24 protein-coding genes are annotated in these 24087 nt (G+C 43.9%); 14 read left to right on the top strand and 10 right to left on the bottom strand.

Annotated elements, in window-relative coordinates:
• The first annotated feature begins 30 nt into the window (after positions 1 to 30).
• From hisB to hisIE, 5 genes are read left to right on the top strand one after another with little or no spacing between them, the layout of a single operon-like run.
• Entirely contained in the window at positions 31 to 1119 is a 1089-nt protein-coding gene (gene hisB, locus L3V33_RS14455; protein WP_065205545.1) for a bifunctional histidinol-phosphatase/imidazoleglycerol-phosphate dehydratase HisB, read from the top strand.
• Positions 1120 to 1143: 24 nt separating this feature from the next.
• Positions 1144 to 1758: an imidazole glycerol phosphate synthase subunit HisH gene (hisH, locus tag L3V33_RS14450; protein ID WP_171314753.1), complete on the top strand. Its 615-nt coding sequence runs from the start codon at positions 1144 to 1146 to the stop codon at positions 1756 to 1758.
• 43 nt (positions 1759 to 1801) lie between these two features.
• Positions 1802 to 2539: a 1-(5-phosphoribosyl)-5-[(5-phosphoribosylamino)methylideneamino]imidazole-4-carboxamide isomerase gene (gene hisA / locus L3V33_RS14445; protein WP_012604374.1), complete on the top strand. Its 738-nt coding sequence runs from the start codon at positions 1802 to 1804 to the stop codon at positions 2537 to 2539.
• Positions 2521 to 3294 (top strand): imidazole glycerol phosphate synthase subunit HisF, encoded by a 774-nt coding sequence (hisF, locus tag L3V33_RS14440; protein ID WP_004734577.1) that lies wholly within the window; start codon positions 2521 to 2523, stop codon positions 3292 to 3294. Before hisA ends, hisF begins: the two co-directional genes overlap by 19 nt.
• Entirely contained in the window at positions 3291 to 3941 is a 651-nt protein-coding gene (hisIE, locus tag L3V33_RS14435) for a bifunctional phosphoribosyl-AMP cyclohydrolase/phosphoribosyl-ATP diphosphatase HisIE (protein WP_004734578.1), read from the top strand. Before hisF ends, hisIE begins: the two co-directional genes overlap by 4 nt.
• Positions 3942 to 4125: 184 nt before the next feature.
• Here hisIE and L3V33_RS14430 read toward each other — a convergent pair whose 3' ends face one another.
• From L3V33_RS14430 to L3V33_RS14415, 4 genes are all read right to left on the bottom strand, one after another.
• Positions 4126 to 4650, bottom strand: coding sequence for a YchJ family protein (locus L3V33_RS14430; protein WP_237290681.1), 525 nt, complete (start codon positions 4648 to 4650; stop codon positions 4126 to 4128).
• A gap of 118 nt (positions 4651 to 4768) precedes the next feature.
• Positions 4769 to 5986: an EAL domain-containing protein gene (locus L3V33_RS14425; protein ID WP_017093549.1), complete on the bottom strand. Its 1218-nt coding sequence runs from the start codon at positions 5984 to 5986 to the stop codon at positions 4769 to 4771.
• Positions 5987 to 6109: 123 nt separating this feature from the next.
• Positions 6110 to 6844: a UDP-2,3-diacylglucosamine diphosphatase gene (lpxH, locus tag L3V33_RS14420; protein ID WP_017078987.1), complete on the bottom strand. Its 735-nt coding sequence runs from the start codon at positions 6842 to 6844 to the stop codon at positions 6110 to 6112.
• 84 nt (positions 6845 to 6928) lie between these two features.
• Positions 6929 to 7423 (bottom strand): peptidylprolyl isomerase, encoded by a 495-nt coding sequence (locus L3V33_RS14415; protein ID WP_004734582.1) that lies wholly within the window; start codon positions 7421 to 7423, stop codon positions 6929 to 6931.
• 191 nt (positions 7424 to 7614) lie between these two features.
• Between L3V33_RS14415 and cysS the strand changes: the two genes are divergently transcribed.
• Both cysS and L3V33_RS14405 read left to right on the top strand, forming a co-directional pair.
• A complete protein-coding gene (cysS, locus tag L3V33_RS14410) occupies positions 7615 to 9000 on the top strand; it encodes a cysteine--tRNA ligase (RefSeq protein ID WP_004734583.1) in 1386 nt (461 codons plus the stop codon).
• A gap of 97 nt (positions 9001 to 9097) precedes the next feature.
• The gene (locus L3V33_RS14405) at positions 9098 to 9676 is read left to right on the top strand and encodes a thymidine kinase (protein WP_004734584.1); all 579 of its coding nucleotides are present in this window, start codon (positions 9098 to 9100) and stop codon (positions 9674 to 9676) included.
• Positions 9677 to 9811: 135 nt separating this feature from the next.
• On the opposite strand, the gene L3V33_RS14400 is transcribed toward L3V33_RS14405, so the two are convergent.
• From L3V33_RS14400 to L3V33_RS14390, 3 genes are all read right to left on the bottom strand, one after another.
• On the bottom strand, positions 9812 to 10504 hold the full coding sequence (locus L3V33_RS14400; protein ID WP_237290680.1) for a YdcF family protein: 693 nt from the start codon (positions 10502 to 10504) through the stop codon (positions 9812 to 9814).
• A complete protein-coding gene (locus L3V33_RS14395) occupies positions 10497 to 11351 on the bottom strand; it encodes an NAD(P)H-binding protein (RefSeq protein ID WP_054546651.1) in 855 nt (284 codons plus the stop codon). Before L3V33_RS14395 ends, L3V33_RS14400 begins: the two co-directional genes overlap by 8 nt.
• A 114-nt stretch (positions 11352 to 11465) precedes the next feature.
• Positions 11466 to 11696 carry a TIGR02647 family protein gene (locus tag L3V33_RS14390; protein WP_004734587.1) on the bottom strand — a complete coding sequence of 77 codons (231 nt, stop codon included), beginning with the start codon at positions 11694 to 11696 and terminating at the stop codon, positions 11466 to 11468.
• 257 nt (positions 11697 to 11953) lie between these two features.
• Here L3V33_RS14390 and L3V33_RS14385 point away from each other — a divergent pair, with 257 nt between their 5' ends.
• Both L3V33_RS14385 and focA read left to right on the top strand, forming a co-directional pair.
• Positions 11954 to 13261: an ATPase gene (locus L3V33_RS14385; protein ID WP_114633233.1), complete on the top strand. Its 1308-nt coding sequence runs from the start codon at positions 11954 to 11956 to the stop codon at positions 13259 to 13261.
• Positions 13262 to 13624: 363 nt separating this feature from the next.
• Positions 13625 to 14467 (top strand): formate transporter FocA, encoded by an 843-nt coding sequence (focA, locus tag L3V33_RS14380; protein WP_171307776.1) that lies wholly within the window; start codon positions 13625 to 13627, stop codon positions 14465 to 14467.
• A gap of 352 nt (positions 14468 to 14819) precedes the next feature.
• On the opposite strand, the gene L3V33_RS14375 is transcribed toward focA, so the two are convergent.
• Positions 14820 to 15614 (bottom strand): ABC transporter permease, encoded by a 795-nt coding sequence (locus tag L3V33_RS14375; RefSeq protein ID WP_054546649.1) that lies wholly within the window; start codon positions 15612 to 15614, stop codon positions 14820 to 14822.
• Between the two features lie 438 nt (positions 15615 to 16052).
• Between L3V33_RS14375 and torE the strand changes: the two genes are divergently transcribed.
• From torE to torA, 3 genes are read left to right on the top strand one after another with little or no spacing between them, the layout of a single operon-like run.
• Positions 16053 to 16235 (top strand): trimethylamine N-oxide reductase system protein TorE, encoded by a 183-nt coding sequence (gene torE, locus L3V33_RS14370; RefSeq protein ID WP_004734591.1) that lies wholly within the window; start codon positions 16053 to 16055, stop codon positions 16233 to 16235.
• A 52-nt stretch (positions 16236 to 16287) separates the two neighbouring features.
• Positions 16288 to 17469: a pentaheme c-type cytochrome TorC gene (gene torC, locus L3V33_RS14365; protein WP_004734592.1), complete on the top strand. Its 1182-nt coding sequence runs from the start codon at positions 16288 to 16290 to the stop codon at positions 17467 to 17469.
• A 24-nt stretch (positions 17470 to 17493) separates the two neighbouring features.
• Positions 17494 to 19956, top strand: a complete 2463-nt coding sequence (torA, locus tag L3V33_RS14360; protein ID WP_237290679.1) for a trimethylamine-N-oxide reductase TorA — start codon at positions 17494 to 17496, stop codon at positions 19954 to 19956.
• A 380-nt stretch (positions 19957 to 20336) separates the two neighbouring features.
• Here torA and L3V33_RS14355 read toward each other — a convergent pair whose 3' ends face one another.
• Positions 20337 to 21551: a putative manganese transporter gene (locus L3V33_RS14355; protein WP_237290678.1), complete on the bottom strand. Its 1215-nt coding sequence runs from the start codon at positions 21549 to 21551 to the stop codon at positions 20337 to 20339.
• Positions 21552 to 21752: 201 nt separating this feature from the next.
• Here L3V33_RS14355 and L3V33_RS14350 point away from each other — a divergent pair, with 201 nt between their 5' ends.
• Together L3V33_RS14350 and L3V33_RS14345 are read left to right on the top strand one after the other, a co-directional pair.
• Positions 21753 to 22658: a manganese-dependent inorganic pyrophosphatase gene (locus L3V33_RS14350; protein WP_114633238.1), complete on the top strand. Its 906-nt coding sequence runs from the start codon at positions 21753 to 21755 to the stop codon at positions 22656 to 22658.
• A 149-nt stretch (positions 22659 to 22807) separates the two neighbouring features.
• The gene (locus L3V33_RS14345; protein ID WP_004734596.1) at positions 22808 to 23197 is read left to right on the top strand and encodes a DUF2750 domain-containing protein; all 390 of its coding nucleotides are present in this window, start codon (positions 22808 to 22810) and stop codon (positions 23195 to 23197) included.
• A gap of 94 nt (positions 23198 to 23291) precedes the next feature.
• On the opposite strand, the gene L3V33_RS14340 is transcribed toward L3V33_RS14345, so the two are convergent.
• On the bottom strand, positions 23292 to 24071 hold the full coding sequence (locus L3V33_RS14340; protein WP_237290677.1) for a DUF2927 domain-containing protein: 780 nt from the start codon (positions 24069 to 24071) through the stop codon (positions 23292 to 23294).
• Positions 24072 to 24087 lie beyond the last annotated feature (16 nt).

Raw genomic sequence — 24087 nt, 5'->3', positions numbered from 1 at the left:
CAGCAGATTTAAAATTAAAAGGAAGTTCAAGTGAGTAAACAACAGAAAATACTTTTTATAGACCGCGATGGCACCTTAATTGTTGAGCCACCAGTCGACTTTCAAGTAGACCGTTTAGACAAACTAAAATTCGAACCGCTAGTGATCCCTAGCCTACTGACATTGCAAGATGCGGGTTACCGTTTAGTGATGGTGACTAACCAAGATGGTCTAGGCACAGATAGCTACCCACAAGAAGAGTTCGATGCTCCACACAATATGATGATGGAGTTCTTTGAGTCTCAAGGCGTTAAGTTTGACGATGTGCTTATTTGCCCTCACTTTGACGAAGACAACTGCTCTTGCCGTAAGCCTAAACTGGGTATGGTTAAAGAATACTTACAAGGCGGCAAAGTCGACTTCCAACACTCTGTTGTCATTGGCGATCGAATGACGGATCTTCAACTTGCTGAGAACATGGCAATTCGTGGTATCCAATACGGCCCGGATGCAGAAACGGAAGGCACACTCAACTGGCCACAGATCGTTAAAGATCTAACGGTTAATGCTCGTGTTGCTGAAGTGGTTCGTACGACCAAAGAAACCGATATTAAGGTAGCCGTAAACCTTGATGAAACCGGTGGCAACAAGATCGATACTGGCATGGGTTTCTTCGATCACATGCTTGATCAAATCGCGACACACGGCGGTTTCCAAATGAACCTGACTGTGAAGGGCGACCTACACATTGATGATCACCACACAATCGAAGACACCGCTCTCGCTTTAGGCCAAGCACTTAAAGATGCATTAGGTGATAAACGTGGTATCGGCCGTTTCGGTTTCAGCCTGCCTATGGATGAGTGCTTAGCTCAGTGTGCTCTAGACCTATCTGGTCGTCCGTACCTAAAATTTGATGCTAAGTTTAGCCGCGAGCAAGTGGGTGACCTTTCTACGGAGATGGTGGTTCACTTCTTCCGTTCTTTAACCGATACACTGGCTTGTACATTGCACCTTTCTTCAGCTGGCAATAATGATCACCACATTATTGAGAGCCTGTTCAAAGCGTTTGGTCGTACTCTTCGTCAAGCAATCAAAGTTGAAGGTAATGAGTTACCAAGCAGCAAAGGCGTTCTGTAAGGCTAACGTTAGCAAGGAAAAACAATGAAAGATCAAAAAGTCGTTATTATTGATACTGGTTGTGCCAACGTTTCCTCTGTGAAGTTTGCGATTGAACGTTTGGACTATGCCGTTGAAATTTCGAAAGAACCAAAAGTTGTTCTAGCTGCGGACAAGCTGTTCCTACCCGGTGTAGGTACAGCAAGTGAGGCAATGAAGAACTTGCAAGAGCGTGACCTTGTTTCTCTTGTGAAGCAAGTGGAGAAGCCTCTGCTTGGTATCTGTTTAGGTATGCAACTGTTAGGTAAACTGTCTCAAGAGAAAGGCCAAAAGGCTGACGCGCTGGTTGAATGCCTAGGATTGTGTGATGGCGAAGTTCGTTTACTTGAAACGGGTGATTTGCCATTACCACACATGGGTTGGAACACAGTAACCGCGACACCTAACCACCCTCTATTCAAAGATATTGAAGAGGGCGAGTACTTCTACTTTGTACACAGCTTCGCAATGCCAGTGGGTGACTACACAATCGCACAATGTGATTACGGCAATCCGTTCACTGCCGCAGTGCAAAGTGGCAACTATTATGGTGTTCAATTCCACCCAGAACGTTCGTCAAAAGCTGGCTCTAAGCTGATTCAGAACTTCTTGGAATTGTAATAAGGATTAGGCAGCGGCTACCGTTGCCAGATAAGGAATGTAAATGATTATTCCCGCGTTAGATTTAATTGAAGGCCAAGTTGTTCGCTTATTTCAAGGGGACTACGGGCAAGTAACAGAATACAAAGTCGATCCAGCAGAGCAGTTCAACCTGTATCACCAAGCTGGCGCTGGTTGGCTGCACCTTGTTGACTTAACAGGTGCAAAAGATACTACTGCTCGCCAGTTAGATTTAATTGCTAAGCTACTTGCTAGCACACCTGCGAACATCCAGATTGGTGGTGGCGTGCGTAACGAACAAGATGTCGTTGATCTGCTAGAAGCTGGCGCACAGCGCGTTGTGGTTGGTTCTACAGCAGTTAAGCAACCTGAGTTGGTTAAAGGTTGGATGGAGAAGTACGGCGCGGAAAAAATCGTGCTGGCTCTGGACATCAACATTGACGAAAGCGGCACTCGTAAAGTGGCGATTTCAGGTTGGCAAGAAGATTCAGGCGTGACCATTGAAGCGCTAATTGAAGATTACCTCACGGTTGGCCTGAAACACGTTCTGTGTACTGATATTTCACGTGATGGCACGCTAGAAGGGTCAAACGTAGAGCTCTATGTTGATCTTTGTAAGCAGTACCCACAAGTGCAATTCCAATCATCAGGTGGCATTGGCAGTCTAGCTGATATCGAAGCACTGAAAGGCAGCGGCGTTGCGGGTGTGATTGTTGGTCGCGCACTGCTTGATGGCAAGTTCACAGCAGAGGAGGCATTTGCATGTTGGCAAAGCGAATAATCCCCTGTTTGGATGTCCGTGATGGGCAAGTGGTTAAGGGCGTTCAATTCCGCAACCACGAAATTATTGGTGACATCGTACCGCTAGCACAACGCTACGCAGAAGAGGGCGCTGATGAATTAGTATTTTACGATATTACCGCATCAAGTGATGGCCGTGTGGTCGATAAAAGCTGGGTAAAACGCGTAGCAGAAGTGATTGATATTCCTTTCTGTGTGGCTGGTGGTATTAAGTCCGCGGAAGATGCAGCGCGTATTCTTGAGTTTGGTGCAGATAAAGTATCCATCAACTCGCCTGCATTGGCTAACCCACAGCTGATCACTGACCTAGCTGATAAGTTTGGCGTGCAGTGTATCGTTGTCGGTATCGATTCATACTTCGATAAAGAGACGGGTAAATATCAGGTTTACCAATTCACAGGCGATGAAGCGCGTACCAAAGCAACCAAGTGGGAAACCAAAGATTGGGTGCAGGAAGTACAAAAACGTGGTGCAGGTGAGATTGTGTTAAACATGATGAACCAAGATGGCGTTCGCAACGGCTATGATATCGACCAGTTAAACATGGTACGTTCAGTGTGTAATGTACCCCTGATTGCATCAGGTGGCGCTGGTGCGATGGAGCACTTTGCTGAAGCCTATAAAAAAACCAACGTGGACGGAGCACTTGCGGCTTCGGTATTCCACAAGCAAGTCATCAATATTGGTGAACTTAAACAGTATTTGAAACAACAAGATGTAGAGGTGCGACTATGAGTTTTGAACCCGTAAGCTTATCAAAAACAGAAGTAGGCGCATTGTCAGAGCGTATTGATTGGGAAAAAGTAGATGGCTTAGTGCCGGCTATTGTTCAAGATTACCAATCGAGCCAAGTGCTGATGATGGGATACATGAACCCAGCAGCGCTCGAGAAAACAGGTGAAACTGGCCAAGTGACGTTTTTCTCTCGCACTAAAGAGCGCCTTTGGACCAAAGGTGAAACGTCGGGTAACGTATTGCAACTGCAAAACATGTCATTGGATTGTGACAACGATACCTTGCTGGTTAAGGTTAATCCCATTGGCCCAACGTGCCACACAGGTACAACAACGTGTTGGGATGGCGACAAGCAAGAAGAAACACAGATGGTGTGGCTTCATCAGCTTGAGCAGCTACTGGCTGCCCGCAAGGACGCAGACCCTGAGTCTTCTTATACTGCCAGTCTATATGCCCGTGGCACCAAGCGTATTTCGCAAAAAGTGGGCGAAGAAGGCGTTGAAGTCGCGCTTGCGGCGACGTCGGGCGATAAGGCGGAATTAGTGTGTGAATCAGCAGACTTGATTTATCACTTGATGGTTCTTTTACAAGACCAAGGCTTATCGATGAACGATGTGGTGAATAAGCTTAAAGAGCGTCATAAGTAAGCTCTTTTTAGATAAATAGAACCATGTAAAAGACAAATAAAAGCCCCGAAAACACTAACGTTTTCGGGGCTTTTTAATGCTTGAACTTCCTCAGTTACTCTTTGAATTTATGAGTTTTTTATTCCGAAGAGCCTAGGCGAGAGCTGGAATCTATCCTCTTAATCTAACTTCCTAGACATATGAGTTAGCCGCAGCACTTCTTATATTTTTTACCGCTACCACAAATACACGGATCATTGCGGCCGATCTTAAAGCTCTCAACCGTTTGATTTAGACGCGGGTCAATCTCTGGCTCTGATTGTTCTTCTTGTTCATCTTCTTGCTCAGGGAAGGTGCCATCAATGTAATACCAAAAACCGTCTTCACGAACAAAGCGCGAACGTTCTTGCATACAGAAATGCTCAGCTCCGTCGTTGAAGTAAGCTTTAAACTCAACAAAGCCTTCGTTCTCATGTGAACCTGCGGCAGTATCGATGACTTCTAAACCCGCCCAATCACTATCTATGGACTCAGCAATACCTTCTCTCTGCGCTTCTGCATTACAAGTCGGGTGGTAAGTAGCAACCACATAATCAACCAAACCAAGTACATGTGCAGAATAACGTGAGCGCATTAATTGCTCGGGTGTTTCAACTGCACTGTGGTTAAGGTGTGCTGATTCGCAACATTGTTGGTAAGTATTTTTGCTACCGCATGGGCATAAAGACATAGTCAGATCCTGTAAAAATGGCCTCTATTAAGAGGCCATATATGAATGCGTTGGAGTTTACCAAGAAACGATTGCTCACCAAAGCTTAGTTTCTATTGAAGCAGCAATGTGAAGTGAACTATTTCAACGAAGGTGATAACAGCTCTTGAGCCCAAGTAGTCGCTTCATCATAAGCTTGACCGAGTTCCGCTTCACTTAGCTTGAGAAGTTTACGGATGCGCGTTGCTTCGTCCCATCGAGCTTGCTCATAAGCGATAACCATCGCCAAAATTGCACCCAGCACACCTTTTCGTTGAATCAGAGCTTGCTTGATCTCTTCATCGATTGGTACTGAGTCCAAGACTTGCTGTAACGGTTGGTCAAAGAGTGAATCAAGTAGAGAGAACATACCGGTCAAAAAGGCTTGTCCGGGTTCTACCTTTACATTCATTTTTTCTACTAAGAGTTCACACTCACGTGCTCGTAACACGGCTAAACCATAGAGTGAATCCGGTTTATCTTCTTTCGCTGAGGCAATCGCTACCAGTGAAACGAACTTACGCAGCTTTTGCTCGCCAAGAAAAATAAGTGCTTGGCGGAATGAACGAATGGTCGTTGCTGAGCCGCCTGCGGAGTTCACGTAGGCAAGTAACTTGTAAGACAGCGTGACATCTAGCGTAATTAAACGTTCTACTTCGCCAAAGTCGATAGGGTCGTGCGCAATCTCTTTTAACAGCTGAACAATCGTCAAAAACGCAGGGTTGAGAGCACGAGTTTGAATCATTTCCGGCTTGCTGAAGAAATAACCTTGGAAGTAGGTGAAGCCTGCTCGATTTGCTTCTTGATATTCATCGTAAGTCTCGACCTTTTCTGCGAGGAACTTAATATCCAACCCTTTGAGAGAGTTCATGAACATCGAAGCTTTCGCGATTGAGATCAAACGGATATCAAACTTGATAATTGAAACGTACGGTAAAAAGCGCTTCCATGCTTTGCTTGGTACAAAGTCGTCTAACGCGATGGTGTAACCCGCGTCATAGATAGCTTTTATTGCTTCAAGTAGTTCGTCTGTTGGTTCGCAGTCTTCAAGAACCTCAACAACGAGGCTTTCTTTGGGGAACAGAGTCGGGACTAAGTTGATTAGGCTTGCATAAGGGAAGTTCACGAACCCCAATTTATCACCCAACGTATTATAGTGAGTTGATAAAAAGTGATCGGAAAGCAAACGGCTAGTAGCGAGCTCCGGCTCTACTTCAGGGAAAGTGTTCTTAGGACCATCCCTGAATAGCAACTCGTAACCTATGGTTTTCTTGTCTGTATCGAGTATGGGTTGACGCGCTACGTATGAATATTTCAACTTGGTACTGTGTTCGGTTTATTTCTGGTAGAGAGATAATAGCTAATTCAGTAGAAATTACCATACACTTTCTATGAAAGTCTGACCGATAATAATAATCAAAGTGAAAGTTTAAGAGTGATGTTAAAAGCGGTTGCTAAACTCTCGATTCTGTAGTTCAAAACTTTGCGGAGTGAACACCAGCACTGAACCTTGCGTATACCAATCACCCAATACGATACGAGTTTTAGTGCAATCATTGACGTTAAAGGTGTGGATGTCAGGACGATGAGTATGGCCGTGGATCATAAGATCGACGCTGTTTCGTTCCATCACATCTTCCACTTCTTGTTGTGTCACATCCATGATGTCGAGAGATTTGGTCTGCTTGTCATCTTTGATGTCAGATTGAACCTTCGAGACAATTTTCTTCTTGATGAAAAATGGAATTCTGTTGAAGACCCATTGCAGCCAGGGTTGATGCACTTTTTCACGGAAGGCGAGGTATTTTACATCTTCGGTACACAGGGTATCACCATGCAACACCACCGCTTTTTGTCCGTAGATATCGATTGTTGATACTTCATCTAGAAGTTGCACGCCCGTTTGCTTGGCAAATTTTTTACCAACTAAAAAGTCGCGGTTACCTTGTGTGAAGTAGCAAGGTACGCCCGTTTTCACTAAGTCGATAAACGCTTGGCGGATAGAAGTCGCGAACTCACTCTTATCGTCGTCACCAATCCAGAATTCGAAAAGGTCGCCTAACACGTAAAGTGCATCAGCTTCTACGGCTTCTTTCTTCATAAAGGTTAAGAAGCAGTCAGTGATATCTTGTCGTGACGGAGTAAGGTGCAGGTCTGATATAAAATATGTTTTCATAGGTCTAAAAAAAGGGAGCGATTCGCTCCCTATATCCTGATTTTATCGGCTCATCAATTATTAATACTAACCGAAAGCAAGTAATTAAGCTTCGATTGTAGTACCAGTGATGATCACTTCTTCTAGAGGTACATCTTGGTGCATACCCATAGAACCAGTGCTAACACCTTTGATCTTGTTTACGATGTCCATGCCTTCAACAACTTCTGCGAATACACAGTAGCCCCAACCGTCTAGGCTTTCGCTACGGAAGTTTAGGAAAGAGTTGTCGTTAACGTTGATGAAGAACTGGGAGCTCGCTGAATGCGGTTCCATAGTACGAGCCATTGCTAGCGTACCAACTTTGTTCGCTAGGCCGTTGTTTGCTTCGTTCTTGATAGTTGCACGAGTTGTTTTTTCTTTAAGGCCAGAAGTCATGCCGCCGCCTTGAACCATGAAACCATCGATAACACGGTGGAATAGCGTGTTGTCGTAAAAACCGTCACGGCAATACTGTAGGAAGTTTGCGCTTGTTTCTGGTGCTTTTTCTTCGTTAAGTTGAACTTTGATGTCACCAAAATTTGTGTGAAGGATGATCATGATTGTTACCTTACTGTTTTTTTAATATGAAGTTCGAATTCTAGCGCATGTTGGCGGACTTTCAAATCACCAAATCATTAACTTAACTTGGTTGTTTGAGGTAATTACTGCTTTGGGGGATTACCTAATAACGCATGAATTGATATACTTGACCTCTTATTTTGATTAATACACAAATATAGATAGAGATCATGCTGAAAATTTATAACACACTCACAAGACAGAAAGAGGAATTCAAACCAATTACAGCTGGCAAAGTCGGCATGTATGTCTGTGGGGTAACCATATACGATCTCTGTCACATTGGTCATGGCCGCACGTTTGTTTCTTTCGATGTAGTAACTCGTTACCTTCGTTACCTTGGTTACGATTTGAACTTCGTTCGTAACATCACTGATATCGATGATAAAATCATCAAGCGCGCTAATGAAAACGGTGAGTCTTGTGATTCTCTGACTGAGCGCCTGATCGGGGAAATGCACGCGGACTTCGATGCATTGAACATGAAGCGCCCTGATGTTGAGCCTCGTGCGACTGAATTCATCACTGAAATCGTTGAACTTGTTGAAAAGTTAATTGAACGTGGTTTTGCTTATGTTGCAAGCAACGGCGACGTGATGTTCGAAGTTAAGAAATTTGACGAATACGGTAAGCTTTCAAAGCAAGACCTTGATCAGCTTCAAGCGGGTGCTCGTGTTGATGTCGATTCTGCAAAACGTAGCCCGTTAGATTTCGTGCTTTGGAAGATGTCTAAGCCAGGTGAACCTACGTGGGAATCACCATGGGGTCCAGGTCGTCCGGGTTGGCACATTGAGTGTTCAGCGATGAACTCTTCTATTCTTGGCAATCACTTCGATATCCACGGTGGCGGTTCAGATCTACAGTTCCCGCATCACGAGAACGAAATCGCACAATCTTGCTGCGCACACGGCACACAGTATGTGAATACTTGGATGCACAGTGGCATGGTGATGGTAGACAGAGAAAAAATGTCTAAGTCACTGGGTAACTTCTTCACTATCCGTGACGTACTTCAGCATTACGATGCAGAAACAGTACGTTACTTCCTAATGTCTGGTCACTACCGTAGCCAACTGAACTACAGCGAAGATAATCTAAACCAAGCTCGTGCATCACTTGAGCGTCTCTACACATCACTTCGTGGCCTAGACGTTACAGCAGCTCCGGCTGGTGGTGAAGAGTACGTGACTCGTTTCTCTACAGCGATGAACGATGATTTCAACACTCCAGAAGCTTATTCAGTACTGTTTGAAATGGCTCGTGAAATCAACCGCATCAAAACTGAAAGTGTCGAAAAAGCAAGTGCACTAGGTGCATTGATGCGTGAACTGGCAGACATCATCGGTATTCTTCATCAAGATCCAGAGGCTTTCTTGCAAGGTGATGCGGCAGGCAACGATGACGAAGTAGCTGAAATCGAAGCGTTGATCAAACTGCGAAACGACTCTCGTGCTTCGAAAGATTGGGCGAATGCCGACCTTGCACGTGACAAGCTAAACGAGTTGGGTATTGTTCTGGAAGATGGTCCAGAAGGTACGACTTGGCGTCGTAAGTAAATATTATAAAAAGGGCTGATTTTCAGCCCTTTTTTCTAGCAAAAATTCTCTAATTTCACCTTTTTATCTTCAACTTTTAATTAACAGGAATATTTCTGTGGCTCAGATGTATTTTTATTACTCGGCAATGAATGCGGGTAAATCAACAACGCTTCTTCAGTCTTCATTCAACTACCAAGAGCGTGGCATGACGCCAGTGATCTTCACGGCTGCATTGGATGATCGTTATGGTATCGGTAAAGTTAGCTCTCGAATTGGTTTGCAATCTGAAGCTCAACTTTTTAAAAATGACACCAATATGTTTGACGCAATCCAAAAACTCAATGAAGAAGAAAAGCGTCATTGCGTTTTGATTGATGAGTGTCAGTTCTTGTCGAAAGAGCAGGTGTACCAGTTAACAGAAGTGGTCGATAAACTGCATATCCCTGTACTTTGCTACGGTTTACGTACTGATTTCTTGGGTGAACTGTTTGAAGGTAGCCGTTACTTATTATCTTGGGCAGATAAACTGGTTGAGCTTAAAACCATTTGTCACTGTGGCCGTAAAGCTAATATGGTAATCCGTACCGACGAGCACGGTGTGGCGATTGCTGAAGGTGACCAAGTGGCTATTGGCGGGAATGATCAGTATGTTTCAGCTTGCCGTTTGCACTACAAAGAAGCGTTAGGCAAATAATCGGCTTTTTGGTTGCTTCTTCTTAAGTGAACAAAGCTGAAATCAACAAGCTCAAGTAATAGCTAAAAATAAGAAACGGTGGCCAAGTGCCACCGTTTTTGTTTTTTGAAAAGGTGTATTGCGTGACTTAAAGTTTTATTCGAAACCCAGTTGCTTCAATGCTTGATAGGCATGATCAACGTCATCGGGGATTGGCATCTCAATTTGAAAGCCTTGGGCTGGGTAGAATTTGATTCGTTCATAATCAGCAATCAATGCGCCCAAAACCATGTCTAACGGCAACTCTTCATTAAAGTAATCATCCCAATTTTGCCATTGCGAAGTCACGGTAATTTCTACACTTTCTTCAGGCCATTGTTTACTAAACGTGGCATAGGTGCGTTTCTCCATAAAGGGCTTCTGTACTAAGGTTAGTTTTTTCGGTGACAACCCTTGCTCAGTCAGCAATTCGTGGGTGAATCGTACATTTTCCCCAGTATTGGTTGCGTGTTTCTCAATGATAATGTCAGAGTCTGGCACGTCAGCATCTCGTGCAATAGCCGCGAATGTTTCGGCTTCTGAACGTTCAAAGCTCCCTTCTGTAAAGCGCCCCACACCGCCAGAAAATACGATATAAGGCGCCACACCTTGGTGATAGAGCTCGGCAGCGTATTCAGCGACACGAGTATCATTACTGCACAGCACAAAGATGCAATCTGAAGGCGTAACCTTGTGGCCCATAGACATGAAGTTCCAAAGGATGTCGATCGAACGATGTAGCTTAATCCTTGAGTTATTTGTTACAGATTGCTTAGCTATGTCTTGGTTAGCTATGGATTGATTAGTCATAAAGAGCGTCCAGCGTGGATTCAAATTTAAACGAGTAACCCAAGTCGAGAATCTTTTTCGAAGAGATCAGCTTGTCTGGTGTATCGACCACGAGGGGCAGCGGCTCACTGCTGTTGGCGCTTTTCAGTGCAGCGGCATAAAATTCCGCCTTACTCACCGTGTTCGGGGTCGTAACATTAACCACTTCGTTATGCAGTTGGTTGATAGCGAAGTTGACCGCGCCAATCGCGTCGTCAAGATGAAGCATGTTGGCAGGAGCTTGAGTGCTGACCTGTTTCAATTTACTTGCAAACCTAGAGGGGTGGCGGCTAGGGCCGATTAACCCACTGAAGCGAAGGATGGTGTAGTCGATACCGGAATCAATGATGTACTGTTCTGCTTGTAGCATCACGCGTGCATTGTCCGAAAATGAGTTGGCTTGTTCATCACTCGACGTAGAAATCGCTAATGAGGCATCTTGCTCGTATAAAATCCCTGGCTTGGTCGGGTAGACCGTAGTCGAGCTAACCATGATCAGCTTTTTGACATTGGCTTTCTGACAAGCATTGGTTAGCTGTTGCCAGTATTCGGCATATTCTTGTCCCGCACCTTTTCTAAAGCCGGGAGGGAAGCTACCAATGACGATCTCTGCATTATTTTCGAGTAACAGTGAATAGAGTTGGCCTATAGTATGCTCAGGCTCCGATGAGTCAAAGCTGAAAACTTCACATGGGATACGTTTGTTACCAATGGCGTCTGCACCCGCTCGGGTCGTTTTTGTGACCACTACTTGGTTACCATGTTTTTCTAGATGTTTAGATAAAGGTGCACCGACCCATCCTGCACCAACAATAAATATAGAAGCCATGTGTTCCTCACAACTGCAAATGACGAATTTACAATAAGCCTAACAAACCTTTGGCCAAAAATGAAAAAACTCCACGGCCGAGGCGAGTGGAGTTTTTACTAGAACAATGGAGCTTTAGTTTAGTACGCGAAGTAGTTTGTCTGCGCGCTCTGCCATCTGTATACCTTCATCTGTTAGGTAACCGCCGTCTGGCTGAGTACAAAGGTTCTTTTCGAATAGGCGCTTAACAGCGTCTTGAGTTTCTTGAGCTGCCTCTTGATGAACTTTAATTCCAGTAGCGGCACTACTTACATCAAATTGAAGAAGGAGGTTTAAATCAGCAATGTTTTCAGCGTTGTACTTCATAATTAACCTATATATTCATAACGTTCTCTACCTTCACCTTAGTGCGCATTCACGGCTCAGGCAATAGCAAATAAAGAGAATTGATAAGTGATACCAAATTGATTGATTAATCATCTAGTGATGAGTTTATTTGGGTTATATTGGGTGATTTGCATCCACTTAAATCATCAGTGATGTTTATTGCTAAGTGGTTGTAATATATTGTGACTAGAAATAATTTGCATTGAGCGAATATTGTATAAAAAGGATATGCATAAGTGAGAGCGAACAAAGTAGCATTAATGATCAGTATGCTATTTGCTATCGCAGGGTGTCAGAGTACACCTTCAGAGCAGACAGACGCGAACCAAACCACAAACAACAATAACCAATCTACAATCGAGGTCCGTTCATTTCAGTCTGTCCAAAGCGTTTACTCCGAATGGGAGGCTAAGCTCGCAGACCACGCTCAGTTGTCTCTCTATGCTCCAGAGAATTACAATGAACTATTAGACGCTTGGGACGACGCTGAAAGCATTTATGCAGATTTACTGAAAGACGAAACTCGGCTCACCAAGAGTTATTCAATTTTTTCGAGCCTGACTTACGCTGAAGCTTTTGATGAAAAAATTGCGTTGATCAAATCAAACTATGACTCGATATTAGTGCTAAAGAAGAAGGCTGACCGAGTACTAGCGGATTCGATTGTGCAAATGGATTACCTCAAGTTCCTTGGCGCAGATACCATGTTTACCTCGAGCTACAAACGCTTGTATTCAGAATACAGCGAGTTGTTTGAGTATGTGCTGGTCGATGAGCTTGAAGACGCTCAAGAAGCACAGGTGGAGTTTCTTAATAATGCTCGCTTATTGGAAGTTAAAGTGGCACATAAGAAATACATCGAACCATTGAAGGACGAGTTAGAGTTCTTGGAAGATGAAGATTTTGATGACGTTGCTCCACTGACGTTTGCTAAAGCAGCATCTCAAATTGCTTTGGCAGAAAGCCAAGTCAAAGCCAGTCCCCGTGAAAAGTCGATCATTGAAGATGCGGTCCACGCTGCGGAGTTTGAGTTGAACCACGTGCGCAGTGTCGCTCATGAAGTCAAAGTGCTAGCGAGCGTAAAAGGCGACAAATTCGAACAGTCGGTTTTGAATGCAGAGAATCAGTTGTTGAGCATTTCACAAGTGGTTAATGATGAAGATTACCGAGATGTTGGGTTGCGTCAGCAATCTCAGAAAATTGTATCGAGTGTGAAAGCGTTAAAAAGCTTAGATATGACAGCGTCATTAAAGTCAGAAATTGAAACTTTGACTGAACAACTCGCTAAGCTAGAGAGTGACAATCAGAAGCAGGCGCAACAATTGTCTGAGGCGACTAAGCATAGCAATCTTCTAGATGAGCAGATTACCAAGAGTGATGCGCATATTAAGAGTTTAGAAGAGCTAGTGGACAGTTTGAGAAATCTAGGTGGTAAAGTTGCCAATGAAAGTGATTCTGATGTAATCCCTTTGAGTACTGGATCGAATCTAGAGGGCTCTGCTCTAGAACAATCATCAGAAGAAGTGATTGAACCTTCGGTTTAGCATCACTAATTTCTTTATTTGTGATTCAGTTAAAAGCGCCTAAGGGCGCTTTTTTACGTTCTGTTGATCTATATCAAAATCTAGAGGCAACAGCGATCTGTGAGTCATTATAGTGTACGTTATTCCTTTGCTTTCTTTCGTAACTTATTGATATTTATAAGTGTGCCATTTTTTAAGTTGATAACCTTTCATTCAGCATAGTTTTCTTTTTACTACTAAAGTTGTATGAATTTTGAATAACTTGGGCTATTTCCTTTCCACAAGGTTGTGGGAGGTATTTTGAGTCCCAAATAGCTCTTGAATTCAGAAATGAAAGAGAGGATTATCTCGCTCCCGACAACATGTTTCAAAATGTAAATCATCATGAATCTGAACCAATTTGACTCATTATTACCGCCACAAATGGCTGAGCGCGCTGCAGATATTGGCGTAGGTAAAGCAACCAAAGATCCAACCAAATCTTTTCTCCTAGCGATTTCAGCTGGCATACATATCGGTATTGCGTTTGTGTTCTACACAATTGTAACCACTGGCGCTGGTGATTTACCTTGGGGTATTACTCGCGTCCTAGGTGGCCTTGCATTTAGCTTGGGCTTAATCCTCGTTGTTGTTACTGGCGGCGAACTGTTTACCAGTTCGGTGCTCACTCTTGTTGCTCGCGCAAGTGGCAAGATTAGCTGGGGAACCCTAGTAAAGAACTGGGCGACCGTTTATATCGGTAACCTTATTGGTGCTTTATTGCTAGTGGCATGCATGCTTCTGACTAAACAGTACATGTTCGACCATGGGCAAGTGGGTTTGAATGCGATGGCCATTTCTCAGCACAAAATGCACCATGGTTTTATCCAAGCTATCGCGCTTGGCATCATGTGTAACGTATTGGTTTGTATCGCGGTATGGATGACGTTTAGTGGACGAACATTGACTGACAAAATTGCAGTACTGATTTTACCTGTCGCGATGTTTGTATCATCGGGCTTTGAGCACTGTATTGCGAATATGTTCCAAGTCCCTTTAGCTATCGGTATCAAAACATTTGCTCCAGCTAAATTCTGGACAATGACAGGGGCTAATCCGGCAGACTATGTTGACCTAAACATGATGGACTTTCTGATGAACAACTTGCTGCCCGTTACTATCGGTAACATCATTGGCGGCGGTATCTTTGTTGGCATGTGGTATTGGTTGATTTATTTACGCGATTGATAAAGATGGCGGATCAACAAAGCTTGCGTGACTAGCTCAGTGACAAGATTAGTTAAAGCTCAGTGAAAACATTGAACTGACTTATGACATTTACAAGACGGCCTGCATTGCAGGCCGTTTTTTATTTGTGGAAAACTTACTCGTTGATTTCTTAAATTATCATCTGAACGCTTAGCAACGCAGTTCTACACGTGTGTATATGTCTTTGAAATCACCCAAGGATCAATGGCAATGATCTTTGCTCGAGCCGAAATGGACAAAAAAGGATCTATATTGATTTGGTTATCCACAATTTCTGTGGATAACCTGTATCAAATTCAGTGAGTAACCAGATCTAAGAGGAGACGGGAGGTTATTTTGAAGGCTGTATTTGAGCGAGAACTCGCCCTTCTTTGGTTAAGGAAGTCTTTAACGATAGATGAAGTACAAGCGCTAAGGAGCAGCTCATCATCACGAAAATAGCCAACATGATCATCAGTTGATACTTAATTGCGATCATTGGTGAAGCTCCCCCTAAGATTTGTCCTGTCATCATCCCCGGTAGCGTTACTAAGCCTGTGGTTGCCATTGAGGCCATAATAGGAGACATCGCTTTCTGTATAGCATTACGCACAAAAGGCGCTGCAGCATAGGAAGGAGACGCGCCTAACGCGATTGCTGCTTCATATTCTGATTTCTGTGTTTCAAAAGCACCAAACAGGTTCTGCAATGCCACTATATTACTGCTTAAGCTATTACCCAATAACATCCCTGCGATCGGGATAAGGTACTGAGCGTTAAAAACCGGTGTTGGTTTAATGATAAATAAGCAGATGAACAAGACAATGGGTACACAGGTTACCGCTAGGCTCACAGCTACAGGGACTAACAAGAGGTTTCGGGGTAACTTGGACTTTTCAACAATCGAGCTTGCCCCAACGATAATCATCGTAAATAACCACAGTAAATTGACCCACAAGCTATTCAAAGTGAACAGGTATTCTAGGTAGAGGCCAACCAGAAATAGCTGAACAGTCATGCGAATGATGCTGATAGAAGCCTCTTTTCCAAGGCCAAGTTTTAGCTTGTGGTTGATTACAATTGGCAGCAAGAGAAGTGAACTGAAAAACAATAATTGCCACCAAGATATATCAATAACGTCTTGCATAATGCTTCCTTTTAATAAGGCTTCTATCATATCTGAAAGTGCCAAATGATGCATTTCAGCGTCATACCTGTCGAACTCAAAAAAGGCTCAATTATTTAACATTCAAAGTACAAAATAATGGTTATTTGAGGGTTTTTTGGCTACTACTTAGTAGGTAAAACGTTAAAATTGGTTACAATGTGGTTGCGCAAATGTTGGTTTTTAACATTTGTGAAATATACTTAATTCTTCACATTTGTTAATACTTTTTAATAACTTTGTTTAACTAAAAACAAGTTTGGATGACCTCAAAAAAGTATTGATTAGCAAGGGATATAACAGGAGATTTGATTGAACCCTACTTTGTGTATGGTCTAAAATTTGTTGTTAGATACTCAAGAACTTTAGCTCCTTAGAATGAGCTACTCGAAATTACTAAATACAAAATAGGCAAAATGTATGAGTGATGTTAATAAAATTGAAACTGGCGAAAAACGCTCGTTGGAGTGGAAGTCATTCCTCTTCATCGCAGTGGTTCTCTTTCCAATATTAAGTGTGGCTTTTGTAGGAGGCTACGGCTTTCTAGTTTGGGCACTGCAAGTGTTTGTATTAGGTCCTCCAGGTGCACACGGCGGCATGTAATGCCCTCTTGCTATCACATTTTTATTAGAACTAATTTTTAAGAGAGCTAAACATGAAATCATTTTTAGTTAAATTATGGCGCACAATGACTCGCCCAGCAGTACACATCAGTCTTGGTGTATTAACTATGGGTGGCTTTATCGCCGGTGTTATTTTCTGGGGCGGTTTTAATACAGCGCTAGAACATACAAACACAGAAGAGTTCTGTGTAAGCTGTCACACCATGCGTGACAACGTATACGTAGAACTACAAGAAACGGTTCACTGGAAAAACACTTCTGGTGTACGTGCTACTTGCCCTGACTGTCACGTTCCACATGAATGGACAGCAAAAATTGCTCGTAAGATGCAAGCATCTAAAGAAGTCTTCGCTCAAGTATTTGGTGACCTAGATACGCCTGAGAAATTCGAAGCTCGTCGTATCGAGCTGGCTAAACACGAATGGGATCGTTTCTCTTCGAACAAATCTCTAGAGTGTAAAAACTGCCACAACTACGATTCAATGGATTTCGAAAACATGCGCCCAACAGCGCGTATCCAGATGAAGAATGCGGCAGAGCGTGATCAAAGCTGTGTTGACTGTCACAAAGGTATTGCTCACAACCTTCCATTAGATATGGCATCAGCGAGCGGCATTGTTGGCGAGCTAGAAAATGTAGCAAGCAGCACATCTTACGCAAATGGTTCTGACGTGATTTCTATTCGTCACCTACCAATGTACACAGATGAAACAGCAACAGTTGAAGCGGGTCTACTAAGCCCTGCAAGTAAAGTTGCGGTTATCGACGAAAAAGGCGACATGATCAAGATTCAAATCGACGGTTGGCGTAAAGCGAAAGGCTTCGGACGTGTAATCCAAGAAGACTTCGGTATGAACATCTCGACTGCAATCTTGACGAAAGAAGTATCTCAAAGTGACGTTATCACTGTTGGTGAGAAGAAAGAAGATGAGCTTACTGGCCTTCCATGGGAAGAAGTTAACCTAGCACTTTGGATGAAGAAAGAGTCTATGGTTGATAACTTCGATCCAATTTGGAACGCAGCGGGTCAAGCGTACCAATCTAACTGTTCAACGTGTCACTCACAGCCAGATGAAGCTCACTTCAGCGCCAACGGTTGGGTAGGCATGCTAGATGGTATGATTGCGTTCGTTAACTTCGATACAGATACAGAAGCACTTGTTCTTAAGTATCTACAGAAGCACTCATCAGATTTTTCTGAAGGCCATCACTAATAAGACGTCAATTGGAGTAACACAATGGCAATTACAAGAAGAAGTTTCCTGAAAGGTGTCGCTACTACAAGTGCGGCATCGGTTATCGGTCCAAGCTTATTGGCGTCGGCATCAGCGTCTGCTGCAGAAACAGACGGCGCGTGGAAAGTCTCTGGTTCTCACTGGGGTGCCTTCCGAGCTCGCGTTTACGCGGGTAAAGTGCAAGAAATTAAACCTTTAGAAATCGATCAACACCCAACTGAGATGTTGAAAGGTATTAAAGGTATTATCTACAGCCCTTCACGTGTGCGTTACCCTATGGTTCGCCTAGATTGGTTGAAGAAGCATAAATACAGCGCAGACACGCGTGGTAACAACCGCTTTATTCGTGTGACTTGGGATGAGGCACTAGACCTTGTTTACCGCGAACTAGAGCGCGTACAGAAAGATTACGGTCCATGGGCACTTCACACCGGTCAAACTGGTTGGAGACAAACGGGTCAGTTCCACAGCTGTACTAACCATATGCAACGTGCAATGGCACTTCACGGTTACTCTGTGAAGAAAATCGGTGACTACTCAACAGGTGCTGGTCAAACGATCATGCCTTACGTGCTAGGTTCGACTGAAGTTTACGCACAAGGTACATCTTGGGAACTTATCCTAGAAAACAGTGACAACATTGTTCTTTGGGGTAACGATCCAGTTAAAAACCTTCAAGTAGGTTGGACATGTGAGACTCACGAGTCGTTCGCATACCTAGAACAGCTGAAAGAGAAAGTTGCTAAGAAAGAGATCAACGTTGTTTCTGTTGACCCTGTTCAAAACAAAACAGGCCGTTACCTAGAAAACGAGCAGATGTACATCAACCCACAAACTGATGTGGCGTTCATGCTTGGTGTTGCTCACGTTCTTTACAACGAAGGCCTGTACGACAAGAAGTTCATCGAAACTTACTGTCTAGGTTTTGAAGACTTCATCAAGTACGTTCAAGGTGAAACGAAAGATAAAGTTGAGAAGACACCAGAGTGGGCTTCGGCTATCTGTGGCGCAAGCGCGGACTCTATCCGTGAATTCGCTAAGATGCTGGTTAACGGTCGTACGCAAATTCTTGTTGGTTGGAGTATCCAACGTCAAGAGCACGGTGAGCAGCCTTACTGGATGTGTGCAGTTATCGCAGCAATGGTTGGCCAAATTGGTCTTCCGGGCGGTGGTATCTCTTACGGTCACCACTACTCAGGTATCGGTGTATCTTCAACTGGCTTCGCTGCTCCGGGTTCTTTCCCGTTGAACATCGACCAAGGTCAATCACCTAAACACACGAATACAGATTACAACGGTTATAGCCGCGTAATTCCAGTAGCTCGTTGGGTTGATAGCTTGCTTGAACCAGGTAAGAAGATCAAAGCGAACGGTTCTACTGTAACGCTACCAGACATTAAGATGATGGTATTCAGTGGTAACAACCCGTGGCACCACCACCAAGATCGCAACAAGATGCGTAAAGCATTCAAGAGTCTACAAACTGTAGTGGCTGTTGATTTCGCTTGGACTGCAACTTGTCGTCACTCTGATATCGTGCTTCCAGCATGTACTCAGTGGGAACGTAACGATATTGATGGCTATGGCGCGTACTCTGGCCGTGGTTTGATCGCAATGCACAAGCTAGTGGATCCTCTGTTCCAGTCTAAGACGGACTTCGAGATCATGTCTAACCTAACTAAGCGTTGGGGTCGTTACAACGATTACACGCGTGGTATGGACGAAATGCAGTGGGTTAAATCTCTGTATGACGAATGTCGTGCATCAAACGAAGGCAGCTTCGAAATGCCTGAGTTTGCTGAGTTCTGGGAGAAAGGTTTCTTAGACTTCGGCAAAGGTAAGCCATGGACTCGTCACGCTTCATTCCGTGAAGATCCAGAGATCAACGCACTAGGTACACCTTCTGGTTTCATCGAAATCACAAGCCGTACTGTTGGCAACATGGGTTACGAGCACTGTCAAGAACACCCAATGTGGTTTGAGAAATCTGAACGTTCACATGGTGGTCCAGGCTCTGACAAACACCCGTACTGGCTACAATCTTGTCACCCAGACAAGCGTCTTCACTCTCAGATGTGTGAATCTGAAGAGTGGCGTGCGACTTACGCGGTACAAGGCCGTGAGCCTATCTACATCAACCCAGTCGATGCTAAGAAGAAAGGCATCAAAGATGGCGATGTAGTACGTGTGTTCAATGACCGTGGTCAACTACTAGCAGGTGCTGTTCTAATGGATAGCTACGCTCCTGGTGTTGTTCGTATCGAAGAAGGTGCTTGGTACGGCCCGATCAACGAGAAAGTGGGTGCGCTAGATACATACGGCGATCCAAACACACTAACTCAAGACATCGGTACGTCTGAACTTGCTCAAGCAACGTCAGCAAACACATGTTTGGTTAACTTCGAGAAGTTCCAAGGCAAACTGCCTCCAGTAACTTCATTCGGCGGCCCAATCGAAGTTTCTTAAGTCTTGTACTTAAGAACCAAGACTAAAGCTTGAATTAAAGCCCCTGTAAGTACTCTTACAGGGGCTTTTTGTTTTTCTAGTGTACGTGTTGGGATTTCTAACTAAGCATTGTAATAGCGCCAAGAGGTGCGTTTTTGAGACCAGCTGTAACGTGCTGTTTGAGGTAGGCTGTAGAAGCATGTGCATGAAGGGAATGTACAAAGAACCTGTTGTAAGGGCTTAGGCAGATGGAAACAAAAAGGCCGATACAAAGTACCGACCTAATAGAAACCTATGGAGTAAAGCTAAAACCTTGAAGATAAACCTGAGCCTTGAATAAAAGCTTAAGCCTCGGATATAAACTAAAACTTCAATTGTAAACCTAAGCTTCAATTATAAACCTAAAGTTCGAACATAAACCAGTAACCGTATGCACAAATCAAAGCGGGAACACTGGAATACAAGGTCGCGACCAGTGCCGCTTTGGGAGCCATCGCAATCGCAGGGAATAGCGCATCACCGTCATTCGAAATTGCGTTACCTACCTGAGCTGACAGTGGCAGAGCACCAGAAAGGTATAGGCTAGTGACCAGCAATTGCGGACCACACCCCGGTAGCAAACCCATCAACACTCCCGCCAGGGGGAGCATCATGCCCCAGCTTGAGAATAGCGTCGCAAAATCGACATTTGCTATCACAGAGCCAAATTCGAAGAAAAGAAAAGCAACCACCACCCATGCAGTAACGAAGTTAGTATCTTGAGCCGTTTTTTGTAATGGATGAGAGCCTACACATTTCTCGTCTTCACTGACGGCTGATTTGTAATCTTCAATTTCACGGGTGAGACCCCATAGAAACATCGAGCTAATCAGCAAAATAGTGCCTGCCCATTCCATCGACATTTCGGGAAAAGCGAGCAACTCATTCACATCCACTTGAAAAGAGCCAAGTAGGGCAACCGCAGCACCTGGAATAATGAGTACAGACCATAGATAGCCTTGCAGGTTGATCGCTTTTTTCGATACTGCTTCTTTGTCTTGAGATTGAGAAGCACAGCTGCTCACCGCTTGATTTTTCTCTGATTTTTTTGGGCGTAAGAAGTCGTCTGCGTGAAACAAGTTAATGATTCGACCTGACGCAGTTCCGACAATCACGCCCATCGCCATCATGGCTAAACCAGTCTTGGGCTCGCTTGCAATGAGCAGGAAGGCTGCATCGCCCATGGTTGAGACGAGCACTGCAACAACTGCGCCGAATCCAAGTTTGCCCGAGATAAATTGTGTGGTAACCACGATCGCACCGCCACAGCCGGGTAGCGCCCCCATAAGTGCAGCGAATACAACTTGGTTTGAACGGGATTGATGGACGAGCTTGTTGAAGACGTTATCTTTGTTGATATACAGGCTTAACCCGTGGTAAATCGCTAAGGTCAAAGCAACATAACAAGACACGGCCCAAAAGGCGTCTGACAAGGTAGTGACCGTCAATTCTCGCGTGGCAGGCGCCATAACTAAAGCTGCAAGTGAGATAGGTAAAAGCAGGCGCTTAAATGACAGTGAAAACTGAGTTGTTTTCGCAGCGCTACTGCTTGGCAAAAAAGAGATTAGTCGATCCATAGGTGTTACTCAAAATTAGTGGCTTAAGATAAATATATACGAATGATAATAATTATCAATTGCATTTGTTGTTTTTTTATCTATTGTTACCATTGGCTAAACCTACGAAACATGACCAACCTGAAAAAATGAGGTAAAGTATGGCTAATAAAGAGAGACTCTAAAGGTAGAGTCATAATTGTTAGTGTAATAGGAAGAAACATGATTTTAGTTGTTGGTCACAAAAACCCTGATAGTGACAGTATTTGTAGTGCGTTAGTTGCAACAGAGCTTCTTAAAGCTCGTGGCGAGGAAGCGACACCAATTCGCCAAGGCGAGATCAACCGCGAAACTCAACACATTCTAGAAGTCGCTGGTGCTGAAAAACCAGAACTTCGTACTTCTGTTGCTGGTGAAAAAATCTGGCTAGTAGACTACTCAGATCTAGCACAAGCACCGGACGATGTTGCTGAAGCTGAGATCGTAGGTATTGTCGATCACCACCGTTTAGGTGACGCGATGACAGTTAACCCTATGGAAGCTTGGATCTGGCCTGTTGGTTGTACAAATACTGTACTTTTCAACATGTTCAAGATTGAAGGTCACGCTATCTCTCAACAAATCGCTAAACTGATGATGTCTGCAATTCTTTCAGACACGGTTGGTTTTGCTTCTCCAACATGTACTCAAAAAGACAAAGACGCGGTTGCTGAGCTTGCTGAAATCGCTGGCGTGACTGACATTGATGCATTCATCAAAGCGCTTCTAATCGCTAAGACAAACATCGAAGGCCTATCTGCTGCACAACTAGTAGAAAAAGACCTTAAAGGCTACCCATTCAACGGTCGTGATGTTGTTGTTGGTCAAGTTGAGCTTGCGACTCTTGAGCAAGTAGATGGCATGATTGAAGCGCTAGAAGCGGATCTTGAAGAACGTTGTGAGAAAGACGGTCTAGCATTTGCTGCGGTAATGCTAACAGACATCACTACTGCGCAAACTCACCTTCTATACAAAGGCGAGTGGGCTGATAAACTGGTTAAGCACGAGAAAGACGGCGTATTAATGATGGAAAATACATTAAGCCGTAAGAAGCAAGGCTGGCCTTGGTTACAGGGTGAGCTTGTTTAATCAAGTCGCTTAATTATAAACGCCTGCTAATTTAGCAGGCGTTTTTCTTTGAAGTGGATTTTCTTCTTCATCGAAAATGTTTGAAGTTAAAAGCTCTCGGCATAAAATAGCTTTAAGAGCAAAGTTACTGACTAAAGTAGGAAATTAAGATGACTACACAGCTAGACGATAAAAAAATCGCTGAAATCAATAAGTATACGGGTGAGCAACGCCTAAAGTACTGTGTGAAAGAAATCGTAGCGAACCGTGAAGTATGGATCTTAACCGATGAACACGGTTGTGTAATGCTGAACACAGAAGATGAAGACTGTGTTCCAGTATGGCCAAATCAAGAGTTTGCTGAATCTTGGGCTACGGGTGATTGGTCTGAGTGTAAAGCTGAGTCTATCTCGTTGAACAAATGGCACAGCCGTTGGACTAACGGTCTAGAAGACGACGAGCTTGCAGTGGTTGTGTTCCCGAACGAGCAAGAAGAAGGCGTAATCTTGTTCCCTGATGAGTTCGATTTCGAATTAAAGAAGCAAGCTGCTAAGCGCTAATTCTGCCGCAATACAGTTCTTAAGTCAGCGTTGCCTTTTTTAGGCAGCGCTATCATTCAATTATCCCATCTAAGCTATTTACAACGCATTTTTGTTAGTACCCAATCAACTGATACAACGGCGCTTGCTGTGCGGCTTTTGAAGCTTGTTGAAGCACACCTGTTTTACTGTACCTCTTGAGTATCTTTCGAACGACAGGTTTTACTTCAGATTTTGTCATTCCAGCTTTCAATTCTGGTTCATACAACAGCTTTAGTAGTACCACATCTAGTGGTGATAACAAGTCTTCTGGCGTATGGTCATTAAAAATAGAAGGGTAGGCTTTATCTGAATCATTCGGCAGGCCTAGAACCTGTGTGATTTCTTCCACGATACAGGCGACGAGCTTACCTCGAGATCTTGCTTGATCAACGGGAATAACAATCCCAGCGTAAACAATCTCACCTTTAGAATTAGTTCGATAGCCCGCCGTGCAAATAGCGTTGTTTAGATGCTGAGTTGATTTGAGTTTGAGCACCGATTTTGCCTCAGATACCCACTGACTTTGCCTCGTGTATATCCATTTTACGTTCGCTTCAGACTCTTTGTTGACGATTGTTATCGGGTGCTGAGTGACTTCGGATAAGTGTCGGATATGAAGCTCTGTGAGCTCTTGATGCAGTTCTTCATCACCCACTCGATGATCGATCCAAATCTTGATCGGTTGTTTCCATTTGGCGAGTGGCTTGTTGCCTTGGGAATATTCGTGTTGAAGTGCGACGTTATAAAAGGCAGTTTCGACGAAGCTTCTATCTAACCAAGTGAGCGGTGTGCTTGCTGCGTTAAAGGAAAACAGCGCCAACAAAAGGGGAAGCATTGAAGCTCTTAATAACATACCTTTCCCCTTTGTT

The sequence above is a fragment of the Vibrio sp. A2-1 genome (assembly GCF_021728355.1).
Classification (GTDB): domain Bacteria; phylum Pseudomonadota; class Gammaproteobacteria; order Enterobacterales; family Vibrionaceae; genus Vibrio; species Vibrio splendidus_K.
This window is presented reverse-complemented; position numbering and strand designations above follow the sequence as displayed.

Excerpts from the sequence above, each read along its gene's own strand:
- hisH (WP_171314753.1), top strand. The coding sequence starts at position 1,144 with ATGAAAGATCAAAAAGTCGTTATTATTGATACTGGTTGTGCCAACGTT.
- hisA (WP_012604374.1), top strand. The coding sequence starts at position 1,802 with ATGATTATTCCCGCGTTAGATTTAATTGAAGGCCAAGTTGTTCGCTTA.
- hisF (WP_004734577.1), top strand. The coding sequence starts at position 2,521 with ATGTTGGCAAAGCGAATAATCCCCTGTTTGGATGTCCGTGATGGGCAA.
- hisIE (WP_004734578.1), top strand. The coding sequence starts at position 3,291 with ATGAGTTTTGAACCCGTAAGCTTATCAAAAACAGAAGTAGGCGCATTG.
- L3V33_RS14430 (WP_237290681.1), bottom strand. The coding sequence starts at position 4,650 with ATGTCTTTATGCCCATGCGGTAGCAAAAATACTTACCAACAATGTTGC.
- lpxH (WP_017078987.1), bottom strand. The coding sequence starts at position 6,844 with ATGAAAACATATTTTATATCAGACCTGCACCTTACTCCGTCACGACAA.
- L3V33_RS14415 (WP_004734582.1), bottom strand. The coding sequence starts at position 7,423 with ATGATCATCCTTCACACAAATTTTGGTGACATCAAAGTTCAACTTAAC.
- cysS (WP_004734583.1), top strand. The coding sequence starts at position 7,615 with ATGCTGAAAATTTATAACACACTCACAAGACAGAAAGAGGAATTCAAA.
- L3V33_RS14400 (WP_237290680.1), bottom strand. The coding sequence starts at position 10,504 with ATGACTAATCAATCCATAGCTAACCAAGACATAGCTAAGCAATCTGTA.
- L3V33_RS14395 (WP_054546651.1), bottom strand. The coding sequence starts at position 11,351 with ATGGCTTCTATATTTATTGTTGGTGCAGGATGGGTCGGTGCACCTTTA.
- L3V33_RS14390 (WP_004734587.1), bottom strand. The coding sequence starts at position 11,696 with ATGAAGTACAACGCTGAAAACATTGCTGATTTAAACCTCCTTCTTCAA.
- focA (WP_171307776.1), top strand. The coding sequence starts at position 13,625 with ATGAATCTGAACCAATTTGACTCATTATTACCGCCACAAATGGCTGAG.
- L3V33_RS14375 (WP_054546649.1), bottom strand. The coding sequence starts at position 15,614 with ATGCAAGACGTTATTGATATATCTTGGTGGCAATTATTGTTTTTCAGT.
- torE (WP_004734591.1), top strand. The coding sequence starts at position 16,053 with ATGAGTGATGTTAATAAAATTGAAACTGGCGAAAAACGCTCGTTGGAG.
- torC (WP_004734592.1), top strand. The coding sequence starts at position 16,288 with ATGAAATCATTTTTAGTTAAATTATGGCGCACAATGACTCGCCCAGCA.
- torA (WP_237290679.1), top strand. The coding sequence starts at position 17,494 with ATGGCAATTACAAGAAGAAGTTTCCTGAAAGGTGTCGCTACTACAAGT.
- L3V33_RS14355 (WP_237290678.1), bottom strand. The coding sequence starts at position 21,551 with ATGGATCGACTAATCTCTTTTTTGCCAAGCAGTAGCGCTGCGAAAACA.
- L3V33_RS14350 (WP_114633238.1), top strand. The coding sequence starts at position 21,753 with ATGATTTTAGTTGTTGGTCACAAAAACCCTGATAGTGACAGTATTTGT.
- L3V33_RS14345 (WP_004734596.1), top strand. The coding sequence starts at position 22,808 with ATGACTACACAGCTAGACGATAAAAAAATCGCTGAAATCAATAAGTAT.
- L3V33_RS14340 (WP_237290677.1), bottom strand. The coding sequence starts at position 24,071 with ATGTTATTAAGAGCTTCAATGCTTCCCCTTTTGTTGGCGCTGTTTTCC.